27 protein-coding genes and 1 tRNA gene are annotated in these 23,184 nt (G+C 65.4%); 4 read left to right on the forward strand and 24 right to left on the reverse strand.

Going from position 1 to position 23,184, the window contains the following annotated elements:
* The first annotated feature begins 1 nt into the window (after position 1).
* The 3 genes from BCR55_RS05905 (at position 2) to BCR55_RS05915 (ending at position 4,624) form a co-directional block, all read left to right on the forward strand.
* On the forward strand, positions 2-2,797 hold the full coding sequence (locus tag BCR55_RS05905; RefSeq protein ID WP_065494333.1) for a toprim domain-containing protein: 2,796 nt from the start codon (positions 2-4) through the stop codon (positions 2,795-2,797).
* Positions 2,798-3,362: 565 nt separating this feature from the next.
* Positions 3,363-3,593, forward strand: a complete 231-nt coding sequence (locus BCR55_RS05910) for a DUF4224 domain-containing protein (RefSeq protein WP_230949205.1) — start codon at positions 3,363-3,365, stop codon at positions 3,591-3,593.
* Positions 3,593-4,624 carry a tyrosine-type recombinase/integrase gene (locus BCR55_RS05915; protein WP_065494334.1) on the forward strand — a complete coding sequence of 344 codons (1,032 nt, stop codon included), beginning with the start codon at positions 3,593-3,595 and terminating at the stop codon, positions 4,622-4,624. Before BCR55_RS05910 ends, BCR55_RS05915 begins: the two co-directional genes overlap by 1 nt.
* A 76-nt stretch (positions 4,625-4,700) precedes the next feature.
* Here the strand turns inward: BCR55_RS05915 and BCR55_RS05920 are convergent.
* The 7 genes from BCR55_RS05920 to BCR55_RS05950 all read right to left on the reverse strand — a co-directional run bounded on the left by BCR55_RS05920 (position 4,701) and on the right by BCR55_RS05950 (position 9,840).
* Positions 4,701-4,776 (reverse strand) — tRNA-Thr (locus BCR55_RS05920).
* Between the two features lie 19 nt (positions 4,777-4,795).
* Entirely contained in the window at positions 4,796-5,317 is a 522-nt protein-coding gene (locus tag BCR55_RS05925; protein ID WP_006406974.1) for a ClpXP protease specificity-enhancing factor, read from the reverse strand.
* A gap of 72 nt (positions 5,318-5,389) precedes the next feature.
* Positions 5,390-6,001 carry a glutathione S-transferase N-terminal domain-containing protein gene (locus BCR55_RS05930; RefSeq protein ID WP_006400565.1) on the reverse strand — a complete coding sequence of 204 codons (612 nt, stop codon included), beginning with the start codon at positions 5,999-6,001 and terminating at the stop codon, positions 5,390-5,392.
* A gap of 94 nt (positions 6,002-6,095) precedes the next feature.
* A complete protein-coding gene (locus BCR55_RS05935; RefSeq protein WP_006400566.1) occupies positions 6,096-6,854 on the reverse strand; it encodes a cytochrome c1 in 759 nt (252 codons plus the stop codon).
* 21 nt (positions 6,855-6,875) lie between these two features.
* On the reverse strand, positions 6,876-8,258 hold the full coding sequence (locus tag BCR55_RS05940) for a cytochrome bc complex cytochrome b subunit (protein ID WP_088930118.1): 1,383 nt from the start codon (positions 8,256-8,258) through the stop codon (positions 6,876-6,878).
* Positions 8,255-8,875 carry a ubiquinol-cytochrome c reductase iron-sulfur subunit gene (gene petA, locus BCR55_RS05945; protein ID WP_006400568.1) on the reverse strand — a complete coding sequence of 207 codons (621 nt, stop codon included), beginning with the start codon at positions 8,873-8,875 and terminating at the stop codon, positions 8,255-8,257. Before petA ends, BCR55_RS05940 begins: the two co-directional genes overlap by 4 nt.
* A gap of 218 nt (positions 8,876-9,093) precedes the next feature.
* The gene (locus BCR55_RS05950; protein WP_006406975.1) at positions 9,094-9,840 is read right to left on the reverse strand and encodes a Nif3-like dinuclear metal center hexameric protein; all 747 of its coding nucleotides are present in this window, start codon (positions 9,838-9,840) and stop codon (positions 9,094-9,096) included.
* 21 nt (positions 9,841-9,861) lie between these two features.
* Between BCR55_RS05950 and BCR55_RS05955 the strand changes: the two genes are divergently transcribed.
* A complete protein-coding gene (locus BCR55_RS05955; protein WP_065494335.1) occupies positions 9,862-11,070 on the forward strand; it encodes a Do family serine endopeptidase in 1,209 nt (402 codons plus the stop codon).
* Between the two features lie 170 nt (positions 11,071-11,240).
* Here BCR55_RS05955 and tatC read toward each other — a convergent pair whose 3' ends face one another.
* From tatC to BCR55_RS06040, 17 genes are all read right to left on the reverse strand, one after another.
* The gene (gene tatC, locus BCR55_RS05960) at positions 11,241-12,023 is read right to left on the reverse strand and encodes a twin-arginine translocase subunit TatC (protein ID WP_006400571.1); all 783 of its coding nucleotides are present in this window, start codon (positions 12,021-12,023) and stop codon (positions 11,241-11,243) included.
* A gap of 41 nt (positions 12,024-12,064) precedes the next feature.
* Positions 12,065-12,601, reverse strand: coding sequence for a Sec-independent protein translocase protein TatB (gene tatB, locus BCR55_RS05965; RefSeq protein WP_065494336.1), 537 nt, complete (start codon positions 12,599-12,601; stop codon positions 12,065-12,067).
* A gap of 24 nt (positions 12,602-12,625) precedes the next feature.
* Entirely contained in the window at positions 12,626-12,856 is a 231-nt protein-coding gene (gene tatA, locus BCR55_RS05970; RefSeq protein WP_006400573.1) for a Sec-independent protein translocase subunit TatA, read from the reverse strand.
* Between the two features lie 91 nt (positions 12,857-12,947).
* Positions 12,948-13,313: a histidine triad nucleotide-binding protein gene (locus BCR55_RS05975; RefSeq protein WP_006400574.1), complete on the reverse strand. Its 366-nt coding sequence runs from the start codon at positions 13,311-13,313 to the stop codon at positions 12,948-12,950.
* Positions 13,314-13,344: 31 nt separating this feature from the next.
* A complete protein-coding gene (locus BCR55_RS05980) occupies positions 13,345-13,737 on the reverse strand; it encodes a hypothetical protein (protein ID WP_059937852.1) in 393 nt (130 codons plus the stop codon).
* A gap of 71 nt (positions 13,738-13,808) precedes the next feature.
* Positions 13,809-14,174: a phosphoribosyl-ATP diphosphatase gene (locus BCR55_RS05985; RefSeq protein WP_006400576.1), complete on the reverse strand. Its 366-nt coding sequence runs from the start codon at positions 14,172-14,174 to the stop codon at positions 13,809-13,811.
* Complete coding sequence (hisI, locus tag BCR55_RS05990) at positions 14,171-14,587, reverse strand: phosphoribosyl-AMP cyclohydrolase (protein WP_065494337.1); 417 nt, start codon at positions 14,585-14,587, stop codon at positions 14,171-14,173. The genes BCR55_RS05985 and hisI overlap by 4 nt, the downstream gene beginning before the upstream one ends.
* Positions 14,587-15,360 carry an imidazole glycerol phosphate synthase subunit HisF gene (gene hisF, locus BCR55_RS05995; protein ID WP_006406979.1) on the reverse strand — a complete coding sequence of 258 codons (774 nt, stop codon included), beginning with the start codon at positions 15,358-15,360 and terminating at the stop codon, positions 14,587-14,589. Before hisF ends, hisI begins: the two co-directional genes overlap by 1 nt.
* 128 nt (positions 15,361-15,488) lie before the next feature.
* A complete protein-coding gene (hisA, locus tag BCR55_RS06000; protein ID WP_006400579.1) occupies positions 15,489-16,244 on the reverse strand; it encodes a 1-(5-phosphoribosyl)-5-[(5-phosphoribosylamino)methylideneamino]imidazole-4-carboxamide isomerase in 756 nt (251 codons plus the stop codon).
* A 163-nt stretch (positions 16,245-16,407) separates the two neighbouring features.
* On the reverse strand, positions 16,408-17,049 hold the full coding sequence (gene hisH / locus BCR55_RS06005) for an imidazole glycerol phosphate synthase subunit HisH (protein ID WP_006406980.1): 642 nt from the start codon (positions 17,047-17,049) through the stop codon (positions 16,408-16,410).
* The gene (locus tag BCR55_RS06010; RefSeq protein ID WP_065494338.1) at positions 17,046-17,666 is read right to left on the reverse strand and encodes a YchE family NAAT transporter; all 621 of its coding nucleotides are present in this window, start codon (positions 17,664-17,666) and stop codon (positions 17,046-17,048) included. Before BCR55_RS06010 ends, hisH begins: the two co-directional genes overlap by 4 nt.
* 62 nt (positions 17,667-17,728) lie before the next feature.
* Complete coding sequence (gene hisB / locus BCR55_RS06015; protein ID WP_006400582.1) at positions 17,729-18,316, reverse strand: imidazoleglycerol-phosphate dehydratase HisB; 588 nt, start codon at positions 18,314-18,316, stop codon at positions 17,729-17,731.
* A 65-nt stretch (positions 18,317-18,381) separates the two neighbouring features.
* Positions 18,382-19,455: a histidinol-phosphate transaminase gene (hisC, locus tag BCR55_RS06020; RefSeq protein ID WP_065494339.1), complete on the reverse strand. Its 1,074-nt coding sequence runs from the start codon at positions 19,453-19,455 to the stop codon at positions 18,382-18,384.
* A gap of 109 nt (positions 19,456-19,564) precedes the next feature.
* A complete protein-coding gene (hisD, locus tag BCR55_RS06025) occupies positions 19,565-20,881 on the reverse strand; it encodes a histidinol dehydrogenase (RefSeq protein WP_006400584.1) in 1,317 nt (438 codons plus the stop codon).
* A 24-nt stretch (positions 20,882-20,905) separates the two neighbouring features.
* Positions 20,906-21,559, reverse strand: a complete 654-nt coding sequence (gene hisG, locus BCR55_RS06030; protein ID WP_006406982.1) for an ATP phosphoribosyltransferase — start codon at positions 21,557-21,559, stop codon at positions 20,906-20,908.
* Positions 21,556-22,905 carry a UDP-N-acetylglucosamine 1-carboxyvinyltransferase gene (gene murA / locus BCR55_RS06035; RefSeq protein ID WP_006400586.1) on the reverse strand — a complete coding sequence of 450 codons (1,350 nt, stop codon included), beginning with the start codon at positions 22,903-22,905 and terminating at the stop codon, positions 21,556-21,558. Before murA ends, hisG begins: the two co-directional genes overlap by 4 nt.
* 13 nt (positions 22,906-22,918) lie before the next feature.
* Entirely contained in the window at positions 22,919-23,158 is a 240-nt protein-coding gene (locus tag BCR55_RS06040) for a BolA family protein (RefSeq protein WP_006406983.1), read from the reverse strand.
* Positions 23,159-23,184 lie beyond the last annotated feature (26 nt).

Below are 23,184 nucleotides of genomic sequence, written 5' to 3' on the forward strand. Positions count from 1 at the left end.
GATGGCCTCGATCGACGAACTGAAACAACGCATCGACCTGCACGACCTCGCCGATCGCCTCGGTCTCAAGCGCGGCCGCGGCGGCAACAAGGCGCTCTACCATTCGCCGCAGCACGAGGACAAAAATCCGTCCCTGTCGATCTACGTGAATCACCCGAAGCATGGCACCGGCTGGCGCGATCACAGCGCCGGCGTCGGCGGCTCGTGCATCGATCTGGTCATATATGCGCGCGGCGGCACCGTCGCGGACGCTGTACGTTACCTGCACGATGCGTACGGCATTCCGCTCGACCGGTCGGCGCCGACCGAGCGCCGTGAGAAAACGACCGTCGAATACATCGCCGACCGGTGCTTCGCGGAGCGGGACCAGGTCCGCGAATACCTCGGCGGCCGCGGCATTTCGGCCGCGGCGATCGACGCCGCGATCGCCGCACGTACGCTAGGGTTCAACACGTGGACGAGCACGAAAGTTGCCGCCGGCGAAGTCGGGCACGGCGGGCCGGCCGCCGCGTTCATCGTGCGGGCGCCGGCCGACGGCGGCGTCGTCGCCGTCGACATGCGCTACGTGGATCCCGCACTGAACGGCGGCGTCAAAACGCAGACGCAGGGCGACAAGGCGGGCTACGGCTGGACCGCGGATCCCCGGCGGCTGGAGAAGGCGAAGCGCGTATTCCTCGTCGAAAGCGCGATCAATGCGCTGTCGATCGACACGTGTGCGCTGCCCGGCGCGGCCGCGCTCGCGCTGCGCGGCCTCGGCAACGTTGACACGCTGGACTTCACGCCGCTGCGAGGCAAGCAGGTTGTGATCTGCTTGGACAACGACGAGCCATTCGCTGACGGCCATCCACGCGCCGGCCACCGTCCCGGCCCCGAAGCAGCGTGGGCGCTCTACGAACGGCTCACCGCCTTGAACATCAGCGCCGTGCTCGTCGACCAGGCTGACTGGCTCGCCGACCTCGCGGACGGGGAGAAGCAGCAGAAGCCCATCAACGACGTCAACGACTACCTGCAGCTGCGCGGCCCGCTCGAACTCGCGCGTGCGCTCGAGCAGCTGGAGCCGTGGCTGATCGCCGGCCTCGCCGGCGACGCCACACGCCGCGGCCGGCCGCGCATCTCTCTGCCGCCGCACGACTTCGCACAGTACTGGCGCTTCCGCGTGCGGCCCGACTTCACCAGCTATATCACGAAGATGGACCGCAACGAGGAATCGGGCGTCGAGACACCGGTGATGACGGATCTGTGCGGTTTCCGCATCGCCGGCATGAGCCGCGTGTCGGTCGCGAGCGCGACATCGACGATGACGGGCGACGCCGACCAGGCGCCGACTGTGTACTTCGCCGTGTCGGTGCAGGCGCCGCGCCACGGCGCGCAGCTCATTCGCCGCGTGATGCTCGACGACCAACTGCACAACGTCGACCAGTGGGGCAAGTTCGGCCCGATCTGGGCGCCGGCGCCGTTCAAGCGCATGGTCAATATCCTCGAACGCGGCGCCGACCTCGGCGCGCGGCAGGCCGCGAACTTCGTGGGGCTCGCGTGGCGCGACGGCCGGCTCATCGTCAACGAAGGCCCGGATTGCTACTTCACCGAAGCGGACAAGCAGTGTCCGTATCACAACCTCACATTCCCGAGCGGCCCGATCAGCGACGCGCGCTGCGTCATCAGGGCCTACCAGACAACGTTCAAACAGAACGCCGCGACGATCCCGCTCGTCTGGGCGCTCGGCGGCCACCTGAAGGCGCTACTCGGCTTCTGGCCGCACATCACGATTCAGGCGAACAAGGGCGCCGGCAAATCGACGCTCATCAAGCGTCTCGAACGGTCGCTCGCGTTCACTATGTTCTCCGGCCAGTCGCTGCAGACCGAGTTCCGCCTGCTGACCAGCATCAGTCACACGAGCCATCCGGTCGGCTGGGAGGAGCTGTCGGCACGCCGGCAGGACGTGATCGACAAGGCGGTCGGCCTGCTGCAGGAGAACTATCAGTACACCGTCACGCGCCGCGGCGCCGACATGACCGAATACCTGCTGTGCGCGCCGGTGATGCTCGCCGGCGAGGACGTGCCCGTGCGCAGTCTGCTCGGCAAGCTCGTACGCACGACGCTCACCGGCAAGCGCGGCCCGCTGCTGCCCGACGACCTGCCGCGCTTCCCGGTACGGCAGTGGCTCGAATTTCTCACCGGGCTCGACAAGCGCGCCGTGCTCGACCAGTACGCGACGCTGCGCGACAAGGCGCTGGCCAACTGCCGCGCGAGCGGCGAGGACGACGGCGCGAAACGCATGGCCGGCAACTACGCGGCCGTCGCGCTCGCGTGGCGCTACCTGTGCGAGTTCGCCGGCATGGATCCGACGGAAGGCGACTTCCCGCGCGATCTGCTCGCTGAAATGAACGGCCACATCGCCGAGACGAGCGCCGATCGGGAACCGTGGGTCTGGATCATGGAAACCGTGCTGTCGGAAATCGACGGCGGCAACTACAAGCACCCGTACACGTTCGACATGGTCGACGGCGAGTTCTGCCTACTGCTGCGCACCGGGCACGTGATGGACCACATCGCGCACACGAGCGCGCTGCGCGACAAATGGAACGCCCTGCCGGTGAAGTCGGACCGCGTGTTCAAGGCGCAACTCAAGCACGCCGGCGTCGTGGTTGGCGAGAAGGAAGTCGAGCGGCGCATCTATACCCGTCGCGTGCCGTACCTCACGCCGATCTCGCTCGAGTGCCTGGCCGGCTACGGGCTGCACGTGTCGGTTCGCGAAGATCTGGCGACCGACGCGGCCGAGCAGCGAGGCCGCGCATGATGCCCTCCCAGCCAATGCGGCCGCCGTGCTGCACGCTGCTCCCCGTCTCCCTCGCGAGTCGAACCTGCCGGGCGAAAGCGCGGGCCTCGATGAAAGCGGGCCGCGCGGGCCGTTTTTTCCATCGGGAAGGGGCAGGCAGCGCACGCGAATCCTGGTTTTCGAGGGCGTCCGTTCGTAAGTCTTTGATTGTTGAGAAGAGTACCGCCATGTGTCGCCCTCCATTCGCCATTAGTCGGGGCGTTTTTGCCACTAGTCCGATTTTCGCGCCGGCGACCATCGCCCCTTCCTCTTTTCTCTCTAATTCATTGAAAAAGAAGAGAAAAGAAAGCAGGGAAGAAGCAATAAAAGGCAGGAATCGAGCGCCACGAGTCTTGGACTTTTTGCCACGGGTTTGCGCCTGTGCCTATTTTTTGAGCCACGAGTTTTCAGGCCCATCCACGGGTAACTCATGGCAATTGGTGGCACAAAATCCCCACAAAAATCAGTGAGTTAAACCAAAAACCAGCGCAAACCACGAATCCACGAGTTGCGCTGCGTGTGGTTCCTTTTCGTAACAGCAATGCGTATGGAAAAATATCTGGGGCGCAGTGAGCTGCGCGAACTGACCGGAACGCCAATCCGCGCGCGCCAAATCCGTTGGCTCGCGCAACAGGGTTGGCCGCACGTCGTGGACGTCCACGGCCGTGTACTCGTAGCGCGCGCTTACCACGACAAACAAATGGGCATCATCGATTCGAGCTCTGCGCTTTCGACGCACGTAGCGACGCAGACATCGCTCAATCTCGGCGCAGTGTGATGGCAGGCAAAGCAAAAACCCCCGGTGCAATTCCGCGCTTCCGCTCGCGCAAAAACGCGAACGGCTCGTTGCGGTACTACTACGATCACGGCCCGGCGAACGGTCGGCGCATTCTCGAACCACTCGGCACGGATCGCGTCGCAGCGCTCCAACGTTGGGCCGAACTCGAGGGTACGCGTGCGCCGTTGTCCGGCGAAAGAACGGTGCACACGTTCACCATGCTCGAGCAGGCTTATCGCGTTCGTGAACTGCCACAAAAGTCGGCGGCGACCCAGCGCATGTACGACCTCTTTCTCTCCAGGCTCGGTGCCGTTATCGGAGAGCGCGAACTGGACACGCTCACACCTGCTGACGTCGCAACGATCTGGCGCGCAACGGCTGAGAAACGCGGCGTCGTGACAGCCAACCGGACGAAAGCCGTGCTGTCTCTCGTCCTAAATTGCGCGCGACTTTGGGGCATGATGACGATAGCGAACCCGTGTGTCGGCGTGCGCGGGAAGAAAGAAACGGGCCGGCAGGGGGTCCTCGTCGATGACGAACTTTACGCCGCCGTCTACGCCGTGGCCGACCAGCCACTACGCAACGCGATGGACCTGGCCGATCTCTGCGCGCAGCGCCCATCAGACGTGCTGCGCGTACAGCGCTCCAATATCGTGCGGGGCAATCTCATCTTCCGCACGCAGAAGACAGGCGCATTCGTCACTGTTCAGATAACGGGCGAGCTGGCGGCGCTGATTGATCGACTCCTCGCTTGGCGTGGTTCAAAGGTCGACGTCTCGCCTTACCTGTTGCGCGACGAGGAAGGCTATCCGCTCACGAAAGGCCAGCTGCGCGCGCGCTTTGACAAGGCGCGCGAGCGCGCGGGCATCGACAAAGCGAAATTTCAGTTTCGCGATCTCCGCGCGCGCGGCGTGACGCACAAGACGATCGATGAAGGACTAGAGGCTGGGCAGCGGCTCGCAGGACACAGCGGCCCCGGCATGACGGCGCGGTACGTGCGCGGGACGCGGCCGGTAAAACCGTCCCGGTGACGCTCATTGGAAACGTGAGCCCGCCATTGGAAACGCGAAGGGGTTACGCAAACATCGCGTAACCCCTTGATTTCATTGGTGCCGGCTGCAGGACTCGAACCCGCCACCTGATGATTACAAATCAACTGCTCTACCAGATGAGCTAAGCCGGCGTAAGCGCGAGATTCTACCTCATTTCACGATCTTGAGGCGAGGCCTGCTGCTGCCTTTCGACCCGTCGCCGTCGCTCTTCGGAGGCTCGTCCGCGCCCTCCGACGGCTCCTCGTTGGCACCTGCATCGCCGACCGGCGTCAGCCCGGCCGACGACTCGCCGCGCTGCGCATCGTCCGCGTGCTCGGCATCGTCGTCGAACGCACCGGAGTCCTCGCCCTCACCGGCCACCGCATCGACCTGAAACGCCATCCCCTGCCCGTTCTCGCGCGCATAGATCGCGAGCACGTTCGCCACGGGAATCTCGATCTTGTGCGCCTTTCCGGAGAACCGCGCAGTGAACTCGACCCACTCGTTGCCCATCTGCAGCTGGCTCGTCGCCTCGAAACTGATATTGAGCACGATCTCGCCGTCACGCACGAACTGACGCGGCACGCGTGTCGAATTGTCGACTCTCACCGCGATATGCGGCGTGTAACCGTTATCGGTGCACCACTCGTACAGCGCGCGCAGCAGATAAGGCTTCGTTGAAATCTCTTGCATCACAATCCTCGAACCCGGGGCGGGCAAGGCGGCATCCCGCACTGCCCGCCCCGTCATGCCTTCATTGCATCATCAGCGACGCATGACCTTTTCGGACGGCGTCAGTGCTTCGATGTACGCCGGACGGCTGAAGATCCGCTCGGCATACTTCATCAGCGGCGCAGCATTCTTCGACAGCTCGATCCCGTAGTGATCCAGACGCCACAGCAGCGGCGCGATCGCGACGTCGAGCATCGAGAATTCCTCGCCGAGCATGTACTTGTTCTTCACGAAGATCGGCGCGAGCTGCGTCAGGCGATCGCGGATCGCGAGGCGCGCCTTCTCGTGGTTCTTCTCCGCCGCCTTGCCCTTCTCGTTCTCGAGCGTGCTGACGTGAACGAACAGTTCCTTCTCGAAGTTAAGCAGGAACAGACGCGCACGCGCGCGCTGCACCGGGTCGGCCGGCATCAGTTGCGGATGCGGGAAGCGCTCGTCGATGTACTCGTTGATGATGTTCGATTCGTACAGGATCAGGTCGCGCTCGACGAGAATCGGCACCTGGCCGTACGGGTTCATCACCGAAATGTCTTCCGGCTTGTTGAACAGGTCGACGTCGCGAATCTCGAAGTCCATGCCCTTCTCGAACAGCACCAGCCGGCAACGCTGGGAGAACGGGCAAGTTGTGCCGGAATACAGAACCATCATATTTGCGTTTCCTCAAAAAAGCCGAGGGCCGGCGCGCGGCGAAACCCGTTGCGCGAGTTCCGCGTTGCGCCGGCCCCACGCCGGTCAGGCGTGATTACTTGATATCTTTCCAGTACGCGGCATTGAGCCGCCAGGCCAGGAAAGTCAGGACACCGAGAAAGATCAGCACCCATACGCCGAGGCGCTTGCGGGTCTGCTGAGCCGGCTCGGCCATCCACGTCATGTACGCCACCAGGTCGGCAACGGCAGCATCATAATCGGGCGGCGACAGCGTGCCCGGCGTGACCTGCTGAAAGCCGACGAGCGTACGCACCTTCTCGCCCGTCTCCTCGTCCGTCTTTTCCTCGAATTTCGCGGCGCGCTGCCCCTGCAACTGCCAGAGCACATGGGGCATGCCGACGTTCTCGAACACCGCGTTGTTCCAGCCGGTCGGCCGCGTATCGTCGCGGTAGAAACTCCGCAGATACGTATACAGCCAGTCGCGGCCGCGCGCGCGCTCCTCGACCGACAGGTCGGGCGGCGTGGTGCCGAGCCAGTTCTTCGCGTCTTCGGGCCGCATCGCGACGGTCATCGTGTTGCCGACCTTGTCGGTCGTGAACAGGAGATTCTTTTCGATCTCCTTCTGGGATATGCCCAGATCCGTCAGACGGTTGTAGCGCATCAGGTTCGCGCTATGGCAGTTCAGGCAATAGTTTACAAACAATTGCGCGCCGTGCTGAAGCGAAACGAGATTTTCCGTGTTATCGGGCGCCCGGTCGAGCGGAAAATTGCCCTCCGCCGACGCGGCGGGCGCGCCCAGCAGCGCACACGCGGTCGCGCCGATCAGCGCGAGCGTCGAAAGCAGTTTCTTCATGTCGTTCTCTCCTCGCTCACGTTAATGGGGCTTGAAGCGCACCCGTTCCGGCGGCTGCTTGAACGTGCCAAGCGGCGTCCAGACCGGCATGCCGAGGAAGAACGCGAAATAGATCAGCGCGCAGCCCTGCGCAATCAGCGTCGCGGCCGGGGATGGCGGCCGTGTGCCAAGGAACGCGAGGGTCAGGAAGGCGGCGACGAAGATCCCGAGGAACACCTTGTGGAACAGCGGCCGGTAGCGGATCGACTTCACCGGACTGCGGTCGAGCCACGGCAGGAAGAACAGCGTGATCACCGCCGAACCCATCACGACGACGCCCCAGAACTTCGATTCCGTCAGATACATGAATACGACGATCGCGGCGGCCAGCACGGGCAGACCGATCTTCCACTTGCCGCGCGCGCGGATCAGCGCAAGCACGCCGAGCAGCGCGATCACGATCATCAGCACGATCTTGAACGGGTCGGTGGTCGCGCGCAGCATCGCGTAGAACGCGGTGAAATACCAGACCGGCGCGATTTCGGGCGGCGTCTGCAGCGGGTTCGCCGGCACGAAGTTGTTCGACTCGAGGAAGTAGCCGCCCATTTCCGGCGCGAAGAACACGATCAGCGCGAACACCATCAGGAACACGCAGACGCCGAAGAAGTCGTGCACCGAGTAGTACGGATGGAACGGGATGCCGTCGAGCGGAATGCCGTTCGCGTCCTTCTTCGCCTTGATCTCGATGCCGTCGGGGTTGTTCGATCCGACCTCGTGCAGCGCGACGAGGTGCGCGACGACGAGCCCGACCAGCACGAGCGGAATCGCGATCACGTGGAACGCGAAGAAGCGGTTCAGCGTGACGTCCGACACGACGTAGTCGCCGCGAATCCACAGCGACAGGTCGGGGCCGACGAACGGGATCGCCGAGAACAGGTTCACGATCACCTGCGCGCCCCAGAACGACATCTGGCCCCACGGCAGCAGGTAGCCGAAGAATGCCTCGGCCATCAGGCAGAGAAAGATCGCGCAGCCGAAGATCCAGACGAGCTCGCGCGGCTTGCGGTACGAGCCGTACATCAGCCCGCGGAACATGTGCAGATACACGACGACGAAGAACATCGACGCGCCCGTCGAGTGCATATAGCGGATCAGCCAGCCCCACGGCACCTCGCGCATGATGTACTCGACCGATGCGAACGCGAGCATCGAGTCGGGCTTGTAGTTCATCGTCAGGAAGATGCCGGTGACGATCTGGTTGACGAGCACCAGCAGCGCGAGCGAGCCGAAGAAGTACCAGAAGTTGAAGTTCTTCGGCGCGTAGTACTCGGAAACGTGCTTCTTCCAGGTGGTCGTCAGCGGGAAGCGCTGGTCGATCCAGCCGGTGAGACCTGTCGTGGAGACTTCCTTGTTGTCGGCCATCACGCTTCTCCTTTCTCGTCCTTGCCGATCACGAGGGTCGTCGCCGACGTGAACATATAGGGCGGGATGTCGAGATTCTGAGGCGCCGGCTTGTTCTTGAACACGCGGCCGGCAAGGTCGTACGTCGAACCGTGGCACGGGCAGAGGAAACCGCCCGGCCAGTCGTCCGGCAGGTTCGGCTGCGGACCCGGCGTGAAGCGCTGGCTCGGCGTGCAGCCGAGGTGCGTGCACACGGCCATCACGACGAGAATGTTCTTGCGATCGGCCCGCGAGCGATATTCGTTCGCGCAGTACGCGGGCAACGGCATCGAATACGGGGATTTCGTGTTGGGGTCGGCGACTTCCTTGTCGGCCTTGACCACGTCGGCCAGCATCGCGTCGGTACGATTGAGGACCCACACGGGCTTGCCGCGCCACGGCACGGTGATCATTTCGCCGGGCTTCAGGCCGCTGATATCGACCTCGACCGGCGCCCCGGCCGCTTTGGCTTTCGCGGACGGCGCCAGCGACGCCGCGAAAGGTATGACGGTGGCAACGCCTCCTACGCCACCTGCTACGGATGTCGCAATCAGCCAGGTACGGCGGCCGCTGTCGACGCGTTTCTCTTCCTTGTCTCGCATCACACGCCCCACTTCTGAGTTGGATTTACCGTCACGACTTTCCATTCCGCCGCTAGTTTGCGCGAATGGAGTCGCCATTTACAAGGCCCGACGGCAAAAATCCCCTCGAAGTGATTGATAGTCAAGGGTTTTCCCCCACTATAGGAGCAGTTAACTCACAGGCGTTTTAAGCGAGTGCTTCATAGACGCTTTTCGATGCGCCGCCGCAATTCCGGCCGTCAGACCGGATTGTGAATATCGATGAACAGGTGTTCGAGGTCGAATTGCTCCGACAAATGCGCACCAAGTGCCTGGATTCCGTAGCGTTCCGTCGCATGGTGCCCTGCGGCAACGTAGGCGACGCCGCTCTCCGCGACCGTATGCGTGACGAATTCGGATACCTCGCCGGTCAGGTACACGTCGGCGCCGGCCTCGATCGCCGCGTCGAAATAGCTCTGCGCCGCGCCGGTGCACCACGCGATGCGGCGCAGCTGCATGTCGCGATCGCCGAGCACGAGCGGTGCGCGGCCGAGCGTGTTCTCGACCTTCGCGACGAAGTGCTCGAGCGTGACGGGCATCGGCAGCGTGGCCATCCAGCCGAGATCGCCGTCGCCGAAATGCGACTCGCCGATCAGGCCGAGCTTCGCACCGAGCTGCGCGTTGTTGCCGAACTCCGGATGCGCGTCGAGCGGCAGATGGAACGCGAACAGGTTCAGGTCGTTCGCCAGCAGCAGCTTCAGGCGCTGGTACTTGCGGCCGGTGATCTGCGGCGCCTCGTTGCGCCAGAAATAGCCGTGATGGACGAGGACCGCATCGGCGCCCCACTCGAGCGCCGCCTCGAGAAACGCGACCGAAGCCGTCACGCCGGTCGCGATCTTCTCGATCTTGCGGCGCCCCTCGACCTGCAGCCCGTTCGGGCAATAGTCCTTGAAGCGCGCGGTTTCGAGGGTATTGTTCAAGTACAATTCAAGTTCGATCCGATCCATATAAACCTCTAATCCATTCAGATGCTTAGACGCTTCTGGCTGTTCTTCGCGCAAGCGGTCACGGTGCTGCTCGCGCTGATGTTCATCGTCGTGACGCTCAAGCCGCAATGGCTGCAACGTCAGGGACAGCTCGGCAAGCAGCTCGCCACGCCGATCGTCGCGCTGCGCGAAGTCGCGCCGGGCAGCATCGGCGGTGCAGCGGCGACCACGTCGTACGCCGATGCCGCGCAAAAGGCGATGCCGGCAGTCGTCAACGTATTCTCGAGCAAAGACGGCTCGCTGCCGCCCGATCCGCGCGCGAAAGATCCGCTGTTTCGCTATTTCTTCGGCGACCGCAACGCGCGCAAGCAGCAGGACGAACCGGCGGCCAATCTCGGCTCGGGCGTCATCGTGAGCCCGGAAGGTTACATTCTAACGAACCAGCACGTCGTCGACGGCGCCGACCAGATCGAAGTCGCGCTCGCCGACGGCCGTACCGCCACCGCGAAGGTGATCGGCAGCGATCCCGAAACCGATCTCGCGGTGCTGAAGATCAACATGACGAATCTGCCGACGATCACGCTCGGCCGCTCCGACCAGGCACGCGTCGGCGATGTCGTGCTCGCGATCGGCAACCCGTTCGGCGTCGGCCAGACGGTCACGATGGGCATCATCAGCGCGCTCGGCCGCAACCACCTCGGCATCAACACGTTCGAGAACTTCATCCAGACCGACGCGCCGATCAACCCCGGCAACTCGGGCGGCGCACTCGTCGACGTGAACGGCAACCTGCTCGGGATCAACACCGCGATCTACTCGCGCTCGGGCGGCTCGCTCGGCATCGGCTTCGCGATTCCGATGTCGACCGCGCGCACGGTGCTCGAGAGCATCATCACGACCGGCTCGGTCACGCGCGGCTGGATCGGCGTCGAACCGCAGGACGTGACGCCGGAAATCGCCGAGTCGTTCGGGCTCCAGCAGAAATCGGGCGCGATCGTCGCGGGCGTGCTGCAGGGCGGCCCGGCCGACAAGGCCGGCATCAAGCCGGGCGACATCCTCGTGACGGTCAACGGCGAGGACATCACCGATACGACGAAGCTGCTGAACGTCGTCGCGCAGATCAAGCCCGGCACGTCGACGAAGGTGCACGTGGTGCGCAAGGGCAAGCAATTCGACGTCAACGTCGTGATCGGCAAGCGTCCGCCGCCGCCGAAGCAGACGCTCGACGATCAGGACAGCGACACCGAGTAACGCGCGCCGCGCGGCCGGCATGGCGCACCGCGGTGCGCGGGCCGGCAGCCGCCGCGATCGCAAACGACGGACACGCAACGAAAAAGGGCAGCCGGCAGGCTGCCCTTTCTACTTTCGAGCGCGACGTGCAAGCGGCGCGGCGCACGTCGGCGGCATGACCGGCCCGCCGCTCAACTCGCGGCGCCGTTCTCCGCTTCGGCCTCGGCGCTCGGCTTCGGCACGAAGAATCGCGCGGCGAGAATGCCGGCCTCGTACAGCACGACGAGCGGCAACGCGAGCATCAATTGCGAGAATACGTCCGGCGGCGTGACGACCGCCGCGACGACGAACGCGCCGACGATCACGTACGGCCGGATTTCCTTCAGCTTCTGCAGCGTCAGCACGCCCATCCGCACGAGCAGCACGACGACGATCGGCACTTCGAACGTGACGCCGAACGCGATGAACATCCCGAGCACGAAACTCAGGTAGTTGTCGATATCGGTCGACATCTCCGCGCCGAGCGGGGCGTTGTAGTGCGCCATCACGCGGAAGATCGTCGGGAACACGAGGAAGTACGCGAACGCCATCCCGCAGAGGAACAGCACGTAGCTGCTGCCGACGAGCGGCGCGACGAGCTTCTTCTCGTGCTGGTACAGCCCCGGCGCGACGAATGCCCAGATCTGGTACAGCACGACCGGCAGCGCGATCACGAGCGCGACGAGCATCGTGACCTTCATCGGCACGAAGAACGAGCCCGTCACGTCGGTGACGATCATCTTGCCGCCCTTCGGCAGATTCTCCATCAGCGGCCGCGCGAGCAGCCGGAAGATGTCGGGCGCCCAGTAGACGAGCCCGAGAAACACGACGATGACGGCCAGCCCCGCGCGGATGATGCGATCGCGGAGCTCGACGAGATGGGAAATGAAGGTTTCTTCCGGAGCGTCGTCCGGATTCTGCTGGGGGTCGCTCACACCGGCCCTCGGTAGGATTGACGAGCGCGCATGCGCTCAGCTCAGAAGAAGCGCGCCGGCCGGCGCAGGCTCGCCGGCTGGTGCCGCGCGACGCGCGCCGCGCCCGATTGCACGTGCGTGCGGCGCGTCGTGGCGCGCTTGTACCAGACCGGCGTCGCGCTCTGCTTCACGCGCCAGTTGCGCCGCTTCGGCGCCGACGCCGCGACGCTGCCGCGCCATGCCGGGGCGGCCGGCTGCGGCTCGGATTCCGACGAAGCCGACGTGCCCAGCACCGCATCGTTCAGACCGCCAATCGCCGCATTCCACGACTCGTTGAGGTCCTTCTCGTGCTCGCGCAGGTTGTCGTGAATCGTCGTCTCGACGTTGCGCGCCGCCGTCTCGAAATCGCTTTTCATCGTGCGCAGCGCATCGAGCTCGATTTCGCGCGAGACCTCGGCCTTCACGTCGTTGATGTAGCGCTGCGCGCGGCCGAACAGCGCGCCGGCCGTGCGCGCAACGCGCGGCAGGCGCTCGGGACCGAGCACCACGAGCGCGACGACGCCGATCAGCGCCATCTTCGAAAGACCGAGATCCAGCATCGCGAATGCCTGTCAGCGCCGGCGTTACGCCTTGTTCGAATCGGAACGCGTCGCTTCCTTCGCGTTCACGTCCACCGTGCCCGAGCGCGGCAGTTGCTGCGCGTCGGCCGGCGCATCGCCGTCCTTCATGCCGTCCTTGAAGCCCTTCACCGCGCTGCCGAGATCGTTGCCGATGTTGCGCAGCTTCTTCGTGCCGAAAACCAGCGCGACGATCAGCAGCACGATCAGCCAGTGCCAAATGCTCAATCCACCCATGATGAAACCTCTCCTCAACCACGCCGCGTGCGGCGCAAATCGCCGGCGACGCGCCGGCTTCGACTGTCAATGCGGAAAATGCCCCGCGCCGTCAACCCATCCGCTGCCACGGACGCGGGCCGGCCAGGATGTGCGCGTGCAGATGGTAAACCTCCTGCCCGCCGCCGGGGCCCGTGTTGATCACGGTGCGGAAACCCGTTTCGCCACCCGTATACGCGACGCCCAGTTGGTCGGCAAGCCGCGCGACGAGCACCATCAGCCGGCCGAGCATCGGCGCGTCGTCGTCGGTCGCCGCCGACAGCGTCGGCAGATGGCGACGCGGGATCACGAGCACGTGCGTGTCGGCCGCCGGGCGGATGTCGCGGAACGCGACGAATTCGTCGTCCTCGTGCACTTTCGTGCTCGGGATTTCGCCTGCCGCGATCTTGCAGAACAGGCAATTCGGATCGTGACTCATGTTGCTCCTGCTGGTGCCCGCACGCGGCCCGTCAGAACCAGGCCTGCGGATCGAGCGCCTTGTTGTCGTTCAGGTACAGCCAACCCTTGATGATACGGTACAGCGTCCAAATCCACGTGACAAACATCACCGCGAACCCGACCGCCACGAACGCGAGCGCGAATCCGATCACGTAGGCGATCAGCGCGCGCCAGAACGTGCGGATCTGCCACTCGAAGTGATCGGCGTACGCCGTGCCGGCCACGTCGCCGCGCTTCACGTAGTTGATGATGATCGCGATGATGCCCGTGATTCCGCCGGTCAGCCAATGGATCGCGTACAGCGCATACAGCACATGCGTGAGCGTGCGCAGCCCCTTCAGGCGTTCGGCCTCCGCCGCGGCGGACACCGCCGGCGGCGGAAACTGGCTCGGCGTATCGGTCATGATGCTACCCCCGTCAGATGACAATTCTTACAGCTTACCGCACGACCGCCATCGGCGCGGGCCGCAGCACGTCAGCCGCCGTTTGCCTCGCGCTCGCGGCGCTTGCGCAGCGCCTTCTCCTCGATCCCCGACAGCCCTTCGCGCCGCTCGAGCTCGGCGATCACGTCGGCCGGGCTCAGATCGAAATGCGACAGCATCACGAGGCAATGGAACCAGAGATCGGCGACCTCGCCGACCAGCGCGGACGGCGCGCCGCCCTGGCGCACGTCCTTCGCGGCCAGCACGACTTCGGTCGCCTCTTCGCCGATCTTCTTCAGCACTGCGTCGTCGCCCTTGTGGAACAGGCGCGATACGTACGATTGTTCGGGATCGCCGCCCTTGCGGCTGTCGATCACGCCGGCGAGGCGCAGCAGCGTGTCTTCGGTCGATTGCGTCATTTGTAGATATGTTCGGGGTCTTTCAGCACCGGATCGACCGCGACCCAGTCGCCTGCGTCGACAGTGCCTTCGAATTTCTGGAAAAAGCACGAATGCCGGCCGGTGTGGCATGCGATGCCCGACACCTGCTCGACCTTCAGCAGTACGACGTCTTCGTCGCAGTCGAGCCGCACCTCGTGCACGTGCTGCACGTGGCCCGACTCCTCGCCCTTGAACCACAGGCGCTTGCGCGAGCGCGAATAATAGACCGCGCGCCGCGTCTCGATCGTCTTCGCCAGTGCTTCGCGGTTCATCCACGCGAACATCAGCACGTCGTTCGTCGACGCTTCCTGTGCGATCACGGGCACGAGGCCGTTGTCGTCCCAGCGGACCTTGTCGAGCCACGTGGGCAGCGGTTTCGTTTCGGTATTCATCACAGCCTCACCGGGATGCCCTGCTCGGCCATGAAGCGCTTCGCTTCGCCGACCGTGTGCTCGCCGTAGTGGAAGATGCTCGCGGCGAGCACCGCATCCGCACGGCCGTCCTTGATGCCGTCGGCCAGATGCTGCAGCGAGCCGACGCCGCCCGATGCGATCACCGGCACCGGCACCGCGTCGGACACACCGCGCGTGAGCGCGAGGTCGAAGCCCGACTTCGTGCCGTCGCGGTCCATGCTCGTGAGCAGGATCTCGCCCGCGCCGAACTCGGCCATCTTGCGCGCCCATTCGATCGCGTCGAGGCCCGTGCCCTTGCGGCCGCCGTGCGTGAACACTTCCCAGCGCGGTGGCTCGCCGTCGGCCGACACGCGCTTCGCGTCGATCGCGACGACGATGCACTGCGAACCGTACTTGTCGGCCGCGTCGCGCACGAGCTGCGGATTCGCGACTGCCGACGAATTCATGCTGACCTTGTCCGCGCCCGCGTTGAGCAGGCGCCGCACGTCCTCGACGGCGCGCACGCCGCCGCCGACCGTCAGCGGGATGAAGACCTGCGACGCGACGGCCTCGATGATCGGCAAGATCAGGTCGCGCTGGTCGGACGTCGCGGTGATGTCGAGGAACGTCAGTTCGTCGGCGCCCTGCTCGTCGTAGCGGCGGGCGATCTCGACGGGGTCGCCCGCATCGCGCAGTTCGACGAAGTTTACGCCCTTGACGACACGCCCGGCAGTCACGTCCAGGCAGGGGATGATGCGTTTAGCTAGAGCCATGATGTTGCGCCAAATGCCGCGACGGGGACGGCCGGTTACGGCCGGTCGGGCGGCCGGTTGCGGACGTCTCGCACGAGACGCCCGGTCGGGCCGCCCGCAGGCGGCCCCGGCGAAAGCGAAGAACGCGCTCAGGCGTCGTCGAGCTCGCCGTTCAGTTCATCGGCACGCCGTTGCGCGGCCGCGAAATCGAGATCGCCGGAGTAGATCGCGCGACCGCAGATCACACCTTCGACACCTTCTTCTTCCACTTCGCAGAGCTTGTCGATGTCTTCGAGGTTCGACAGGCCGCCGCTCGCGATCACCGGGATGCCGACCGCCTGCGCGAGCTTCACGGTCGCGTCGATGTTGATGCCCTGCAGCATTCCGTCGCGGCCGATGTCGGTGTAGACGATCGATTCGACACCGTAATCCTCGAACTTCTGCGCGAGGTCGATCACTTCGTGGCCGGTCAGCTTGCTCCAGCCGTCGGTCGCGACCTTGCCGTCCTTCGCGTCGAGGCCGACGATGATGTTGCCCTGGAACGCCGTGCATGCGTCGCGCAGAAAGCCCGGGTCCTTCACGGCCGCCGTGCCGATGATCACGTACGACAGGCCCGCGTCGAGATACTTCTCGATCGTCTCGAGGCTGCGAATGCCGCCGCCGAGCTGCACCGGGATTTCATCGCCGACTTCGTCGAGGATCGCTTCAATCGCATCGAGATTCTTCGGCTTGCCGGCGAATGCGCCGTTCAGGTCGACGAGATGCAGCCGCCGGGCGCCGAGATCGACCCACTTGCGGGCCATCGCCGCCGGGTCCTCGGAGAAAATCGTGGCCTGGTCCATATCGCCCTGTTTGAGGCGCACACACTGACCGTCTTTGAGATCGATGGCCGGAATCAGCAGCATAGCAATCGGGTGTCGTCGTGGAAAAAGAAAAGAATCCGGCGCGTACCGGCCAAACCGGTGCCGCGCCGTCTCGCTAGTTTAGTACAACTCTTTCGGCGCCTACGCGCGCGAGCCCCGTACGACGGGCGTTTCCGGCCCGTCGACTGTGGCTCGCGCACCACGTTTACGGTTTCCAGTGTACGAAGTTGCGATACAGACGCAACCCGACCTCCGCACTTTTTTCCGGGTGGAATTGGGTCGCGAAGATGTTGTCGCGCGCGACCGCGGACGTAAACGGCGCGCCGTACGCCGTTTCGCCGACCGTATGCGCCGGATCGTCCGGCGTCACGTAATAGCTGTGCACGAAATAGAAATACGCATCGTCGGGCACGCCGTCCCACAGCGCGTGTGCGCGCGACTGGCGCACGCGGTTCCAGCCCATCTGCGGAACCTTGAAGCGCGAGCCGTCGTCCTGCAGCCGGCCGTCGAGTTCGAAGCGCACGACCTTGCCGGGCAGCAGCCCGAGCCCCTTCGTGTCGCCTTCCGCGCTCCAGTCGAACAGCATCTGCTCGCCGACGCACACGCCGAGCAGCGGCTTCGTGCGCGACGCTTCGACGACGGCCTCCTGCAGGCCCGACTCGCCGAGGCAGCGCATGCAGTCCGGCATCGCGCCCTGGCCCGGCAGCACGACGCGGTCGGCCGCGCGAATCGCGGCCGGCGTATCGACGATCGCCACGTCGGCGGCCGGCTCGGCCTTCTTGAGCGCCTGCGCGACCGAGCGCAGGTTGCCCATCCCATAATCCACAATCGCAATCGAAGTTTTCATCTCAGTGCAGGCAGTAGCGCCCTCAGTCCATTGACGATGAATTCCACCGCCAGCGCCGACAGCATCAGACCCATCAGCCGCGTGGCGATGTTGATGCCGGTACGGCCGATCCAGTTCGCGATCGGCTCCGCGAGCCGCATCGCAACGAAACACAGCAGGGCCAGAATCGCGCCGATCGCGACGAGCCCGGCCCGCTCATACCAGTGATGCGCATTCGCCGCATACACGATCGCGGTGCTGATCGAGCCGGGGCCCGTGAGCAGCGGGATCGCGAGCGGCACCACCGCGATGTTGTCCTTCAGTTCGGCCTCGTCGCGTTCCTCGGGCGTCGAGCGCGTGTTGCCGATCTGCGCGTTCAGCATGCTGATCGCCATCAGCAACATGATGATCCCGCCGCCGACTTCAAGCGAGCCGACCGAAATCCCGAAGAAGCGGATGATCTGCTGCCCGAGCAGCACCGTCACCGTCATCATGCAGAACACCGATACCGACGCGATCCGGATCGTGCGGCGCCGTTCCGCTTCGTTCTGCTGTGCAGTCAGGCTCAGGAAGAACGGCACCGCGCCGACCGGATTGATCAGCGCGAGCAGCGAAATGAACGATTTGAGCAGATCCATCGCAAGCCGGCGCGTTGCGCCGAAGCCGTGAGCTTGTCCTTGCCGTCCGTCCGGTCGTCAGTTCAGAGGCTGCCCTTGGTCGACGGAATCTGCCCGGCCGCGCGCTCGTCCAGTTCGACCGCCGCGCGCAGCGCGCGGCCGAACGCCTTGAACACCGTCTCGAGCTGATGGTGCGCGTTGATGCCGCGCAGGTTGTCGATATGCAGCGTGACGCCTGCATGGTTCACGAAACCGCGGAAGAATTCGATCGACAGATCGACGTCGAACGTGCCGATCCGCGCACGCGTGAACGGCACGTGGAATTCGAGGCCGGGACGGCCCGAGAAATCGATCACGACGCGCGACAGCGCTTCGTCGAGCGGCACGTACGCGTGGCCGTAGCGGCGGATGCCCTTCTTGTCGCCGATCGCCTTCGCGACGGCTTGGCCGAGCGTGATGCCGACGTCCTCGACCGTGTGGTGATCGTCGATATGCGTGTCGCCATGCGCTTCGACCTCGAGGTCGACCAGACCGTGTCGCGCGATCTGGTCGAGCATATGGTCGAGAAACGGCACGCCGGTGGCCAGCTTCTGCCGGCCGGTGCCGTCGAGATCGAGCTTCACACGGATCTGCGTTTCGCTGGTATTGCGAACGACTTCCGCCACACGCATGGCAATTCCTTGAATGAGTCTGATGTAAATGGGGATTGATCGTCGCGCGCCGCCGCGCCGTGGCGTCAATCGGGCAGCGCGAGTTTCAGGGCAGCCAGCAGGCGCGCGTTTTCGTCGGGAGAACCGACGGTCAGCCGCACGCATTCGGCCAGCAACGGATGCATTTTACTCACGTTTTTGACGAGCACCCGCTCGGTGAGCAGCGCGTCGAACACGGCAGCCGCGTCGGGCACGCGCACCAGCAGGAAATTGCCGGCGCTCGGGAACACCGTCGCGCCCGGCAGCGCGGCCACCGCCTGCGCGAGCCGCACGCGTTCGGCGCGCAATTCGGCCGCCTGCGCGTCGAGCACGTCGAGATGGTCGAGCAGGAAATCGGCGGTTGCCTGCGTCAGCACGTTGATGTTGTACGGCGGGCGCACCTTGTCGAATTCGTTCAGCCATGCAGGCCGGCCGACCAGGTAGCCGAGCCGGATCCCCGCGAGGCCGAGCTTCGACACCGTGCGCATCACGACGACGTTGTCGAACTCGCCCGCGCGCGGCAGCCAGCTGTGCTGCGCGAACGGCTGGTACGCCTCGTCGATCACGATCAGGCTGTGCGTCGCCGCGCGCAGGATGCGCTCGATGTCGGCATCGTCGTACAGCGTGCCGGTCGGGTTGTTCGGATACGCGAGATACACGATGGCCGGCCGATGCTCGGCGATCGCCGCGAGCATCGCATCGACGTCGAGCGTCAGGTCGGCCTTCAGCGGCACGCCGACGAAGTCGAGCTGCGCGAATCGCGCGGACAGTTCGTACATCACGAAGCCGGGCACGGGCGCGAGCACCTTCGCGCCCGGTTTCGCGCACGCGACCGAGATCATGCTGATGATTTCGTCGGAACCGTTGCCGAGCAGCACGTCGCACGTGCCGGGCACGCCCATCGCATGGCGCAGCTTGTCGAGCAGCGCGGCCGGGCGAGGCGCCGGATAGCGGTTCAGCGCGACCCGCGCGAGCCGTTCGCCGAGCGCCGTGGCGAGCGGCTCGGGCAGCGGGTACGGGTTCTCCATCGCGTCGAGCTTCACGAACCCGCTCGCGTCCGGCACCGGATAGCTCGTCATGGCGAGCACGTCGCGGCGGATGATGTCTTGTGGCGTCGTCATGGTAGGCAAGCCGGCGTGCATCGCGCCGGCGTCAAATGGTCGGCAAGGCGGCGGCTGCCGCCCTGCGCTCGTCTCCTGCGCGGCGCCGGAACGCGGTTCCGGCGGCCGGTCACCCCTTCATCCGGAACTCGGCGCTCTTCGCGTGCGCCTGCAGGCCCTCGCCGTACGCGAGTTCGGCCGCGATTTCGCCGAGCGTATGCGCGCCTTCCGCGCTGACCTCGATCAGGCTCGAGCGCTTGATGAAGTCGTACACGCCGAGCGGCGACGAGAAGCGCGCCGTGCGCGACGTCGGCAGCACGTGGTTCGGCCCCGCGCAGTAGTCGCCGAGGCTCTCGCTCGTGTAGCGGCCGAGGAAGATCGCGCCCGCATGGCGGATCTGCTGGCTCCATTGCTGCGGCTCGAGCGCGGAAATCTCGAGGTGCTCGGGCGCGATGTCGTTGGCGATCCGGCATGCTTCCGTCATGTCGCGCACCTTGATCAGCGCGCCGCGCCCTTCGAGCGACGCGCGGATCACGTCCTGGCGCGGCATCGACGGCAGCAGCTCGGCGATCGCCTTCTCGACGCGCTCGATGAACGACGCGTCCGGGCAGAGCAGGATCGACTGCGCGAGTTCGTCGTGCTCGGCCTGCGAGAACAGGTCCATCGCGACCCAGCTCGGATCGGTCGTGCCGTCGCACAGCACGAGGATCTCCGACGGGCCGGCGATCATGTCGATGCCGACCGTGCCGAACACGCGGCGCTTCGCCGACGCGACGTACGCATTGCCGGGCCCGCAGATCTTGTCGACGGCCGGCACGGTCGCGGTGCCGTACGCGAGCGCCCCGACGGCCTGCGCGCCGCCGATCGTGAACACGCGGTCGACGCCGCCGAGCAGCGCGGCGGCGAGCACGAGGTCGTTCTTCACGCCATCCGGGGTCGGGACCACCATCACGATCTCGCCGACGCCCGCGACGCGCGCGGGAATCGCGTTCATCAGCACCGACGACGGATACGCGGCCTTGCCGCCCGGCACGTAGAGGCCGACGCGATCGAGCGGCGTGATCTTCTGGCCGAGCACCGTGCCGTCGCTTTCCGTGTACTGCCAGCTATGCGTGCCGCATTCGATCTTCTGCTTCTCGTGGTACCCGCGCACGCGCGCGGCGGCCGCTTCCAGCGCGGCGCGCGCCTTCGGCTCGAGGCCGTCCAGCGCGGCCTGCAGCGCGTCCTGCGGCAGTTCGAGCGCGGCGACGCTGTCCGCGTTCAGCCGGTCGAAGCGGTTCGTGTACTCGAGCACCGCGGCGTCGCCGCGCGACTTCACGTCGGCGAGGATCTGCGCGACCGAGCGCTCGATCGCCTCATCTTCGCTCGCTTCGAACGCGAGCACCGCACGCAGCGCGGCGTCGAAGCCTTCGCTCGTCGAATCGAGTTTGCGGATGGTGATGGACATGGGAGTTCCGTTACGGTGATGCGCTCATACGCCATTCTGCGACGCGCGTTCGAACGCGTCGAGGAACGGCTTGAGCGCCGCGCGCTTCAACTTCAGCGCAGCCTGGTTCACGACGAGACGCGACGAGATCGCCATGATCTCCTCGACCTCGACCAGATTGTTCGCCTTCAGCGTGCCGCCCGAGCTGACCAGATCGACGATCGCGTCCGCGAGCCCGACGAGCGGCGCGAGCTCCATCGAGCCGTACAGCTTGATCAGGTCGACGTGCACGCCCTTCGCGGCGAAGTGTTCGCGCGCCGTTTCGACGTACTTCGTCGCGACGCGCAGCCGCGCGCCCTGGCGCACCGCGTTCGCGTAATCGAAGCCGGCCGGCACCGCGACCGACATCCGGCAGCGCGCAATGTTCAGATCGATCGGCTGATACAGCCCCGAGCCGCCGTGCTCGACGAGCACGTCCTTGCCGGCCACGCCGAAATCGGCCGCGCCGTATTCGACGTAGGTCGGCACGTCGCTCGCGCGCACGATGATCACGCGCAGGTTCGGATCGGTCGTCGGCAGGATCAGCTTGCGCGACGTTTCCGGATCCTCGGCAACCTGCACGCCGGCTGCGGCCAGCAGCGGCAGGGTTTCCTCGAAAATGCGGCCCTTCGACAGGGCGAGGGTCAGCGGCGCGCTCATGCTTGGCTCCCGGAGACGCGGCGCACATTCGCGCCGACGGCGGTCAGTTTGGCTTCCATGCGGTCGTAGCCGCGATCGAGGTGATAGATGCGGTCGACGCGCGTCTCGCCTTCGGCGCGCAGCCCGGCGATCACGAGGCTCGCGGAAGCGCGCAGATCGGTCGCCATCACGTTCGCGCCCGACAGCTTGTCGACGCCCGTCACGAGCGCCGTGTTGCCGTCGACCGTGATGTTCGCACCGAGGCGGTTCAGCTCCTGCACGTGCATGAAGCGGTTCTCGAAGATCGTTTCGACGACCTGCGCGGTGCCGGTCGCCACCGAATTGAGCGCCATGAACTGTGCCTGCATGTCGGTCGGAAACGCCGGGTATTCGGACGTGCGGATCGTCACCGCGTTCGGCCGGCGATCCATCTTCACGCGTAGCCAGCGATCGCCTTCCTCGACCGTCACGCCGGCTTCACGGAGCTTGTCGATCACCGCGTCGAGGATGTGCGGACGCACGCCGGTCAGCGTCACGTCGCCGCCCGCCGCCGCGACCGCGCACAGGAACGTGCCGGCCTCGATGCGGTCCGGAATCACCGCGTGGTGCGCGCCGTGCAGGCGCTCGACGCCCTGGATCACGAGGCGGTCGGTGCCGATGCCGTCGATTTTCGCGCCCATCGCGACCAGCAAGTGTGCGAGATCGCTCACTTCCGGTTCGCGCGCCGCGTTTTCGATCACGGTCTCGCCGTCGGCGAGCGTGGCGGCCATCAGCAGGTTTTCGGTGCCCGTCACCGTAATCATGTCGGTCACGATGCGCGCGCCCTTCAGGCGCTTCGCGCGCGCCTCGATGAAGCCGTGCTCGATGCTGATCTCGGCGCCCATCGCCTGCAGCCCCTTGATGTGCTGGTCGACGGGCCGCGCACCGATCGCGCAGCCGCCGGGCAGCGATACCTTCGCCTCGCCGAAGCGCGCGAGCAGCGGGCCGAGCACGAGGATCGACGCGCGCATCGTCTTCACGAGCTCGTACGGCGCGACGAGGTTGTCGACGCGCGACGCGTCGAGCTGCACACGGCAGCCGTCGGTCTCGCTCTTCACGCCCATCTGGCCGAGCACCTTCAGCGTGGTGCGTACGTCCTGCAGATTCGGCACGTTGTCGAGGTGCACAGGCTCGGCGCTCAGCAGCCCCGCGCACAGAATCGGCAGCGCCGCATTCTTCGCGCCCGACACGACGATCTCGCCCGCGAGCCGGCGGCCGCCTTCGATCACGAGCTTGTCCATCCCCTGCCCCTGCGTTTCCCCGTTGGCGGCCGGGTGTGCCGTCGCGACGCTCTGCACGGCGTCGCGCTCGTTGACGGTGACTTGCACTCAGTTTTTCCGGTTATGCGTTCTGCCATTCGGCGGGCGTCAGCGTCTTCATGCTGAGCGCGTGGATTTCCTGCTTCATGCGGTCGCCGAGCGCCGCATACACGAGCTGATGGCGCTGGATCGGCCGCTTGCCTTCGAAGGCCGGCGACACGATCGTCGCGAAGAAATGCTGGCCGTCACCTTCGACTTCCAGATGCGTGCAGGCGAGCCCGCCTGCGATGTATTGCTTGACCTGTTCGGGAGTCGGCAACATGAAAGGCTCCTGTCGGCGCGCGCCGC

Source organism: Burkholderia sp. CCA53 (genome assembly GCF_001685525.1).
GTDB lineage: Bacteria > Pseudomonadota > Gammaproteobacteria > Burkholderiales > Burkholderiaceae > Burkholderia > Burkholderia multivorans.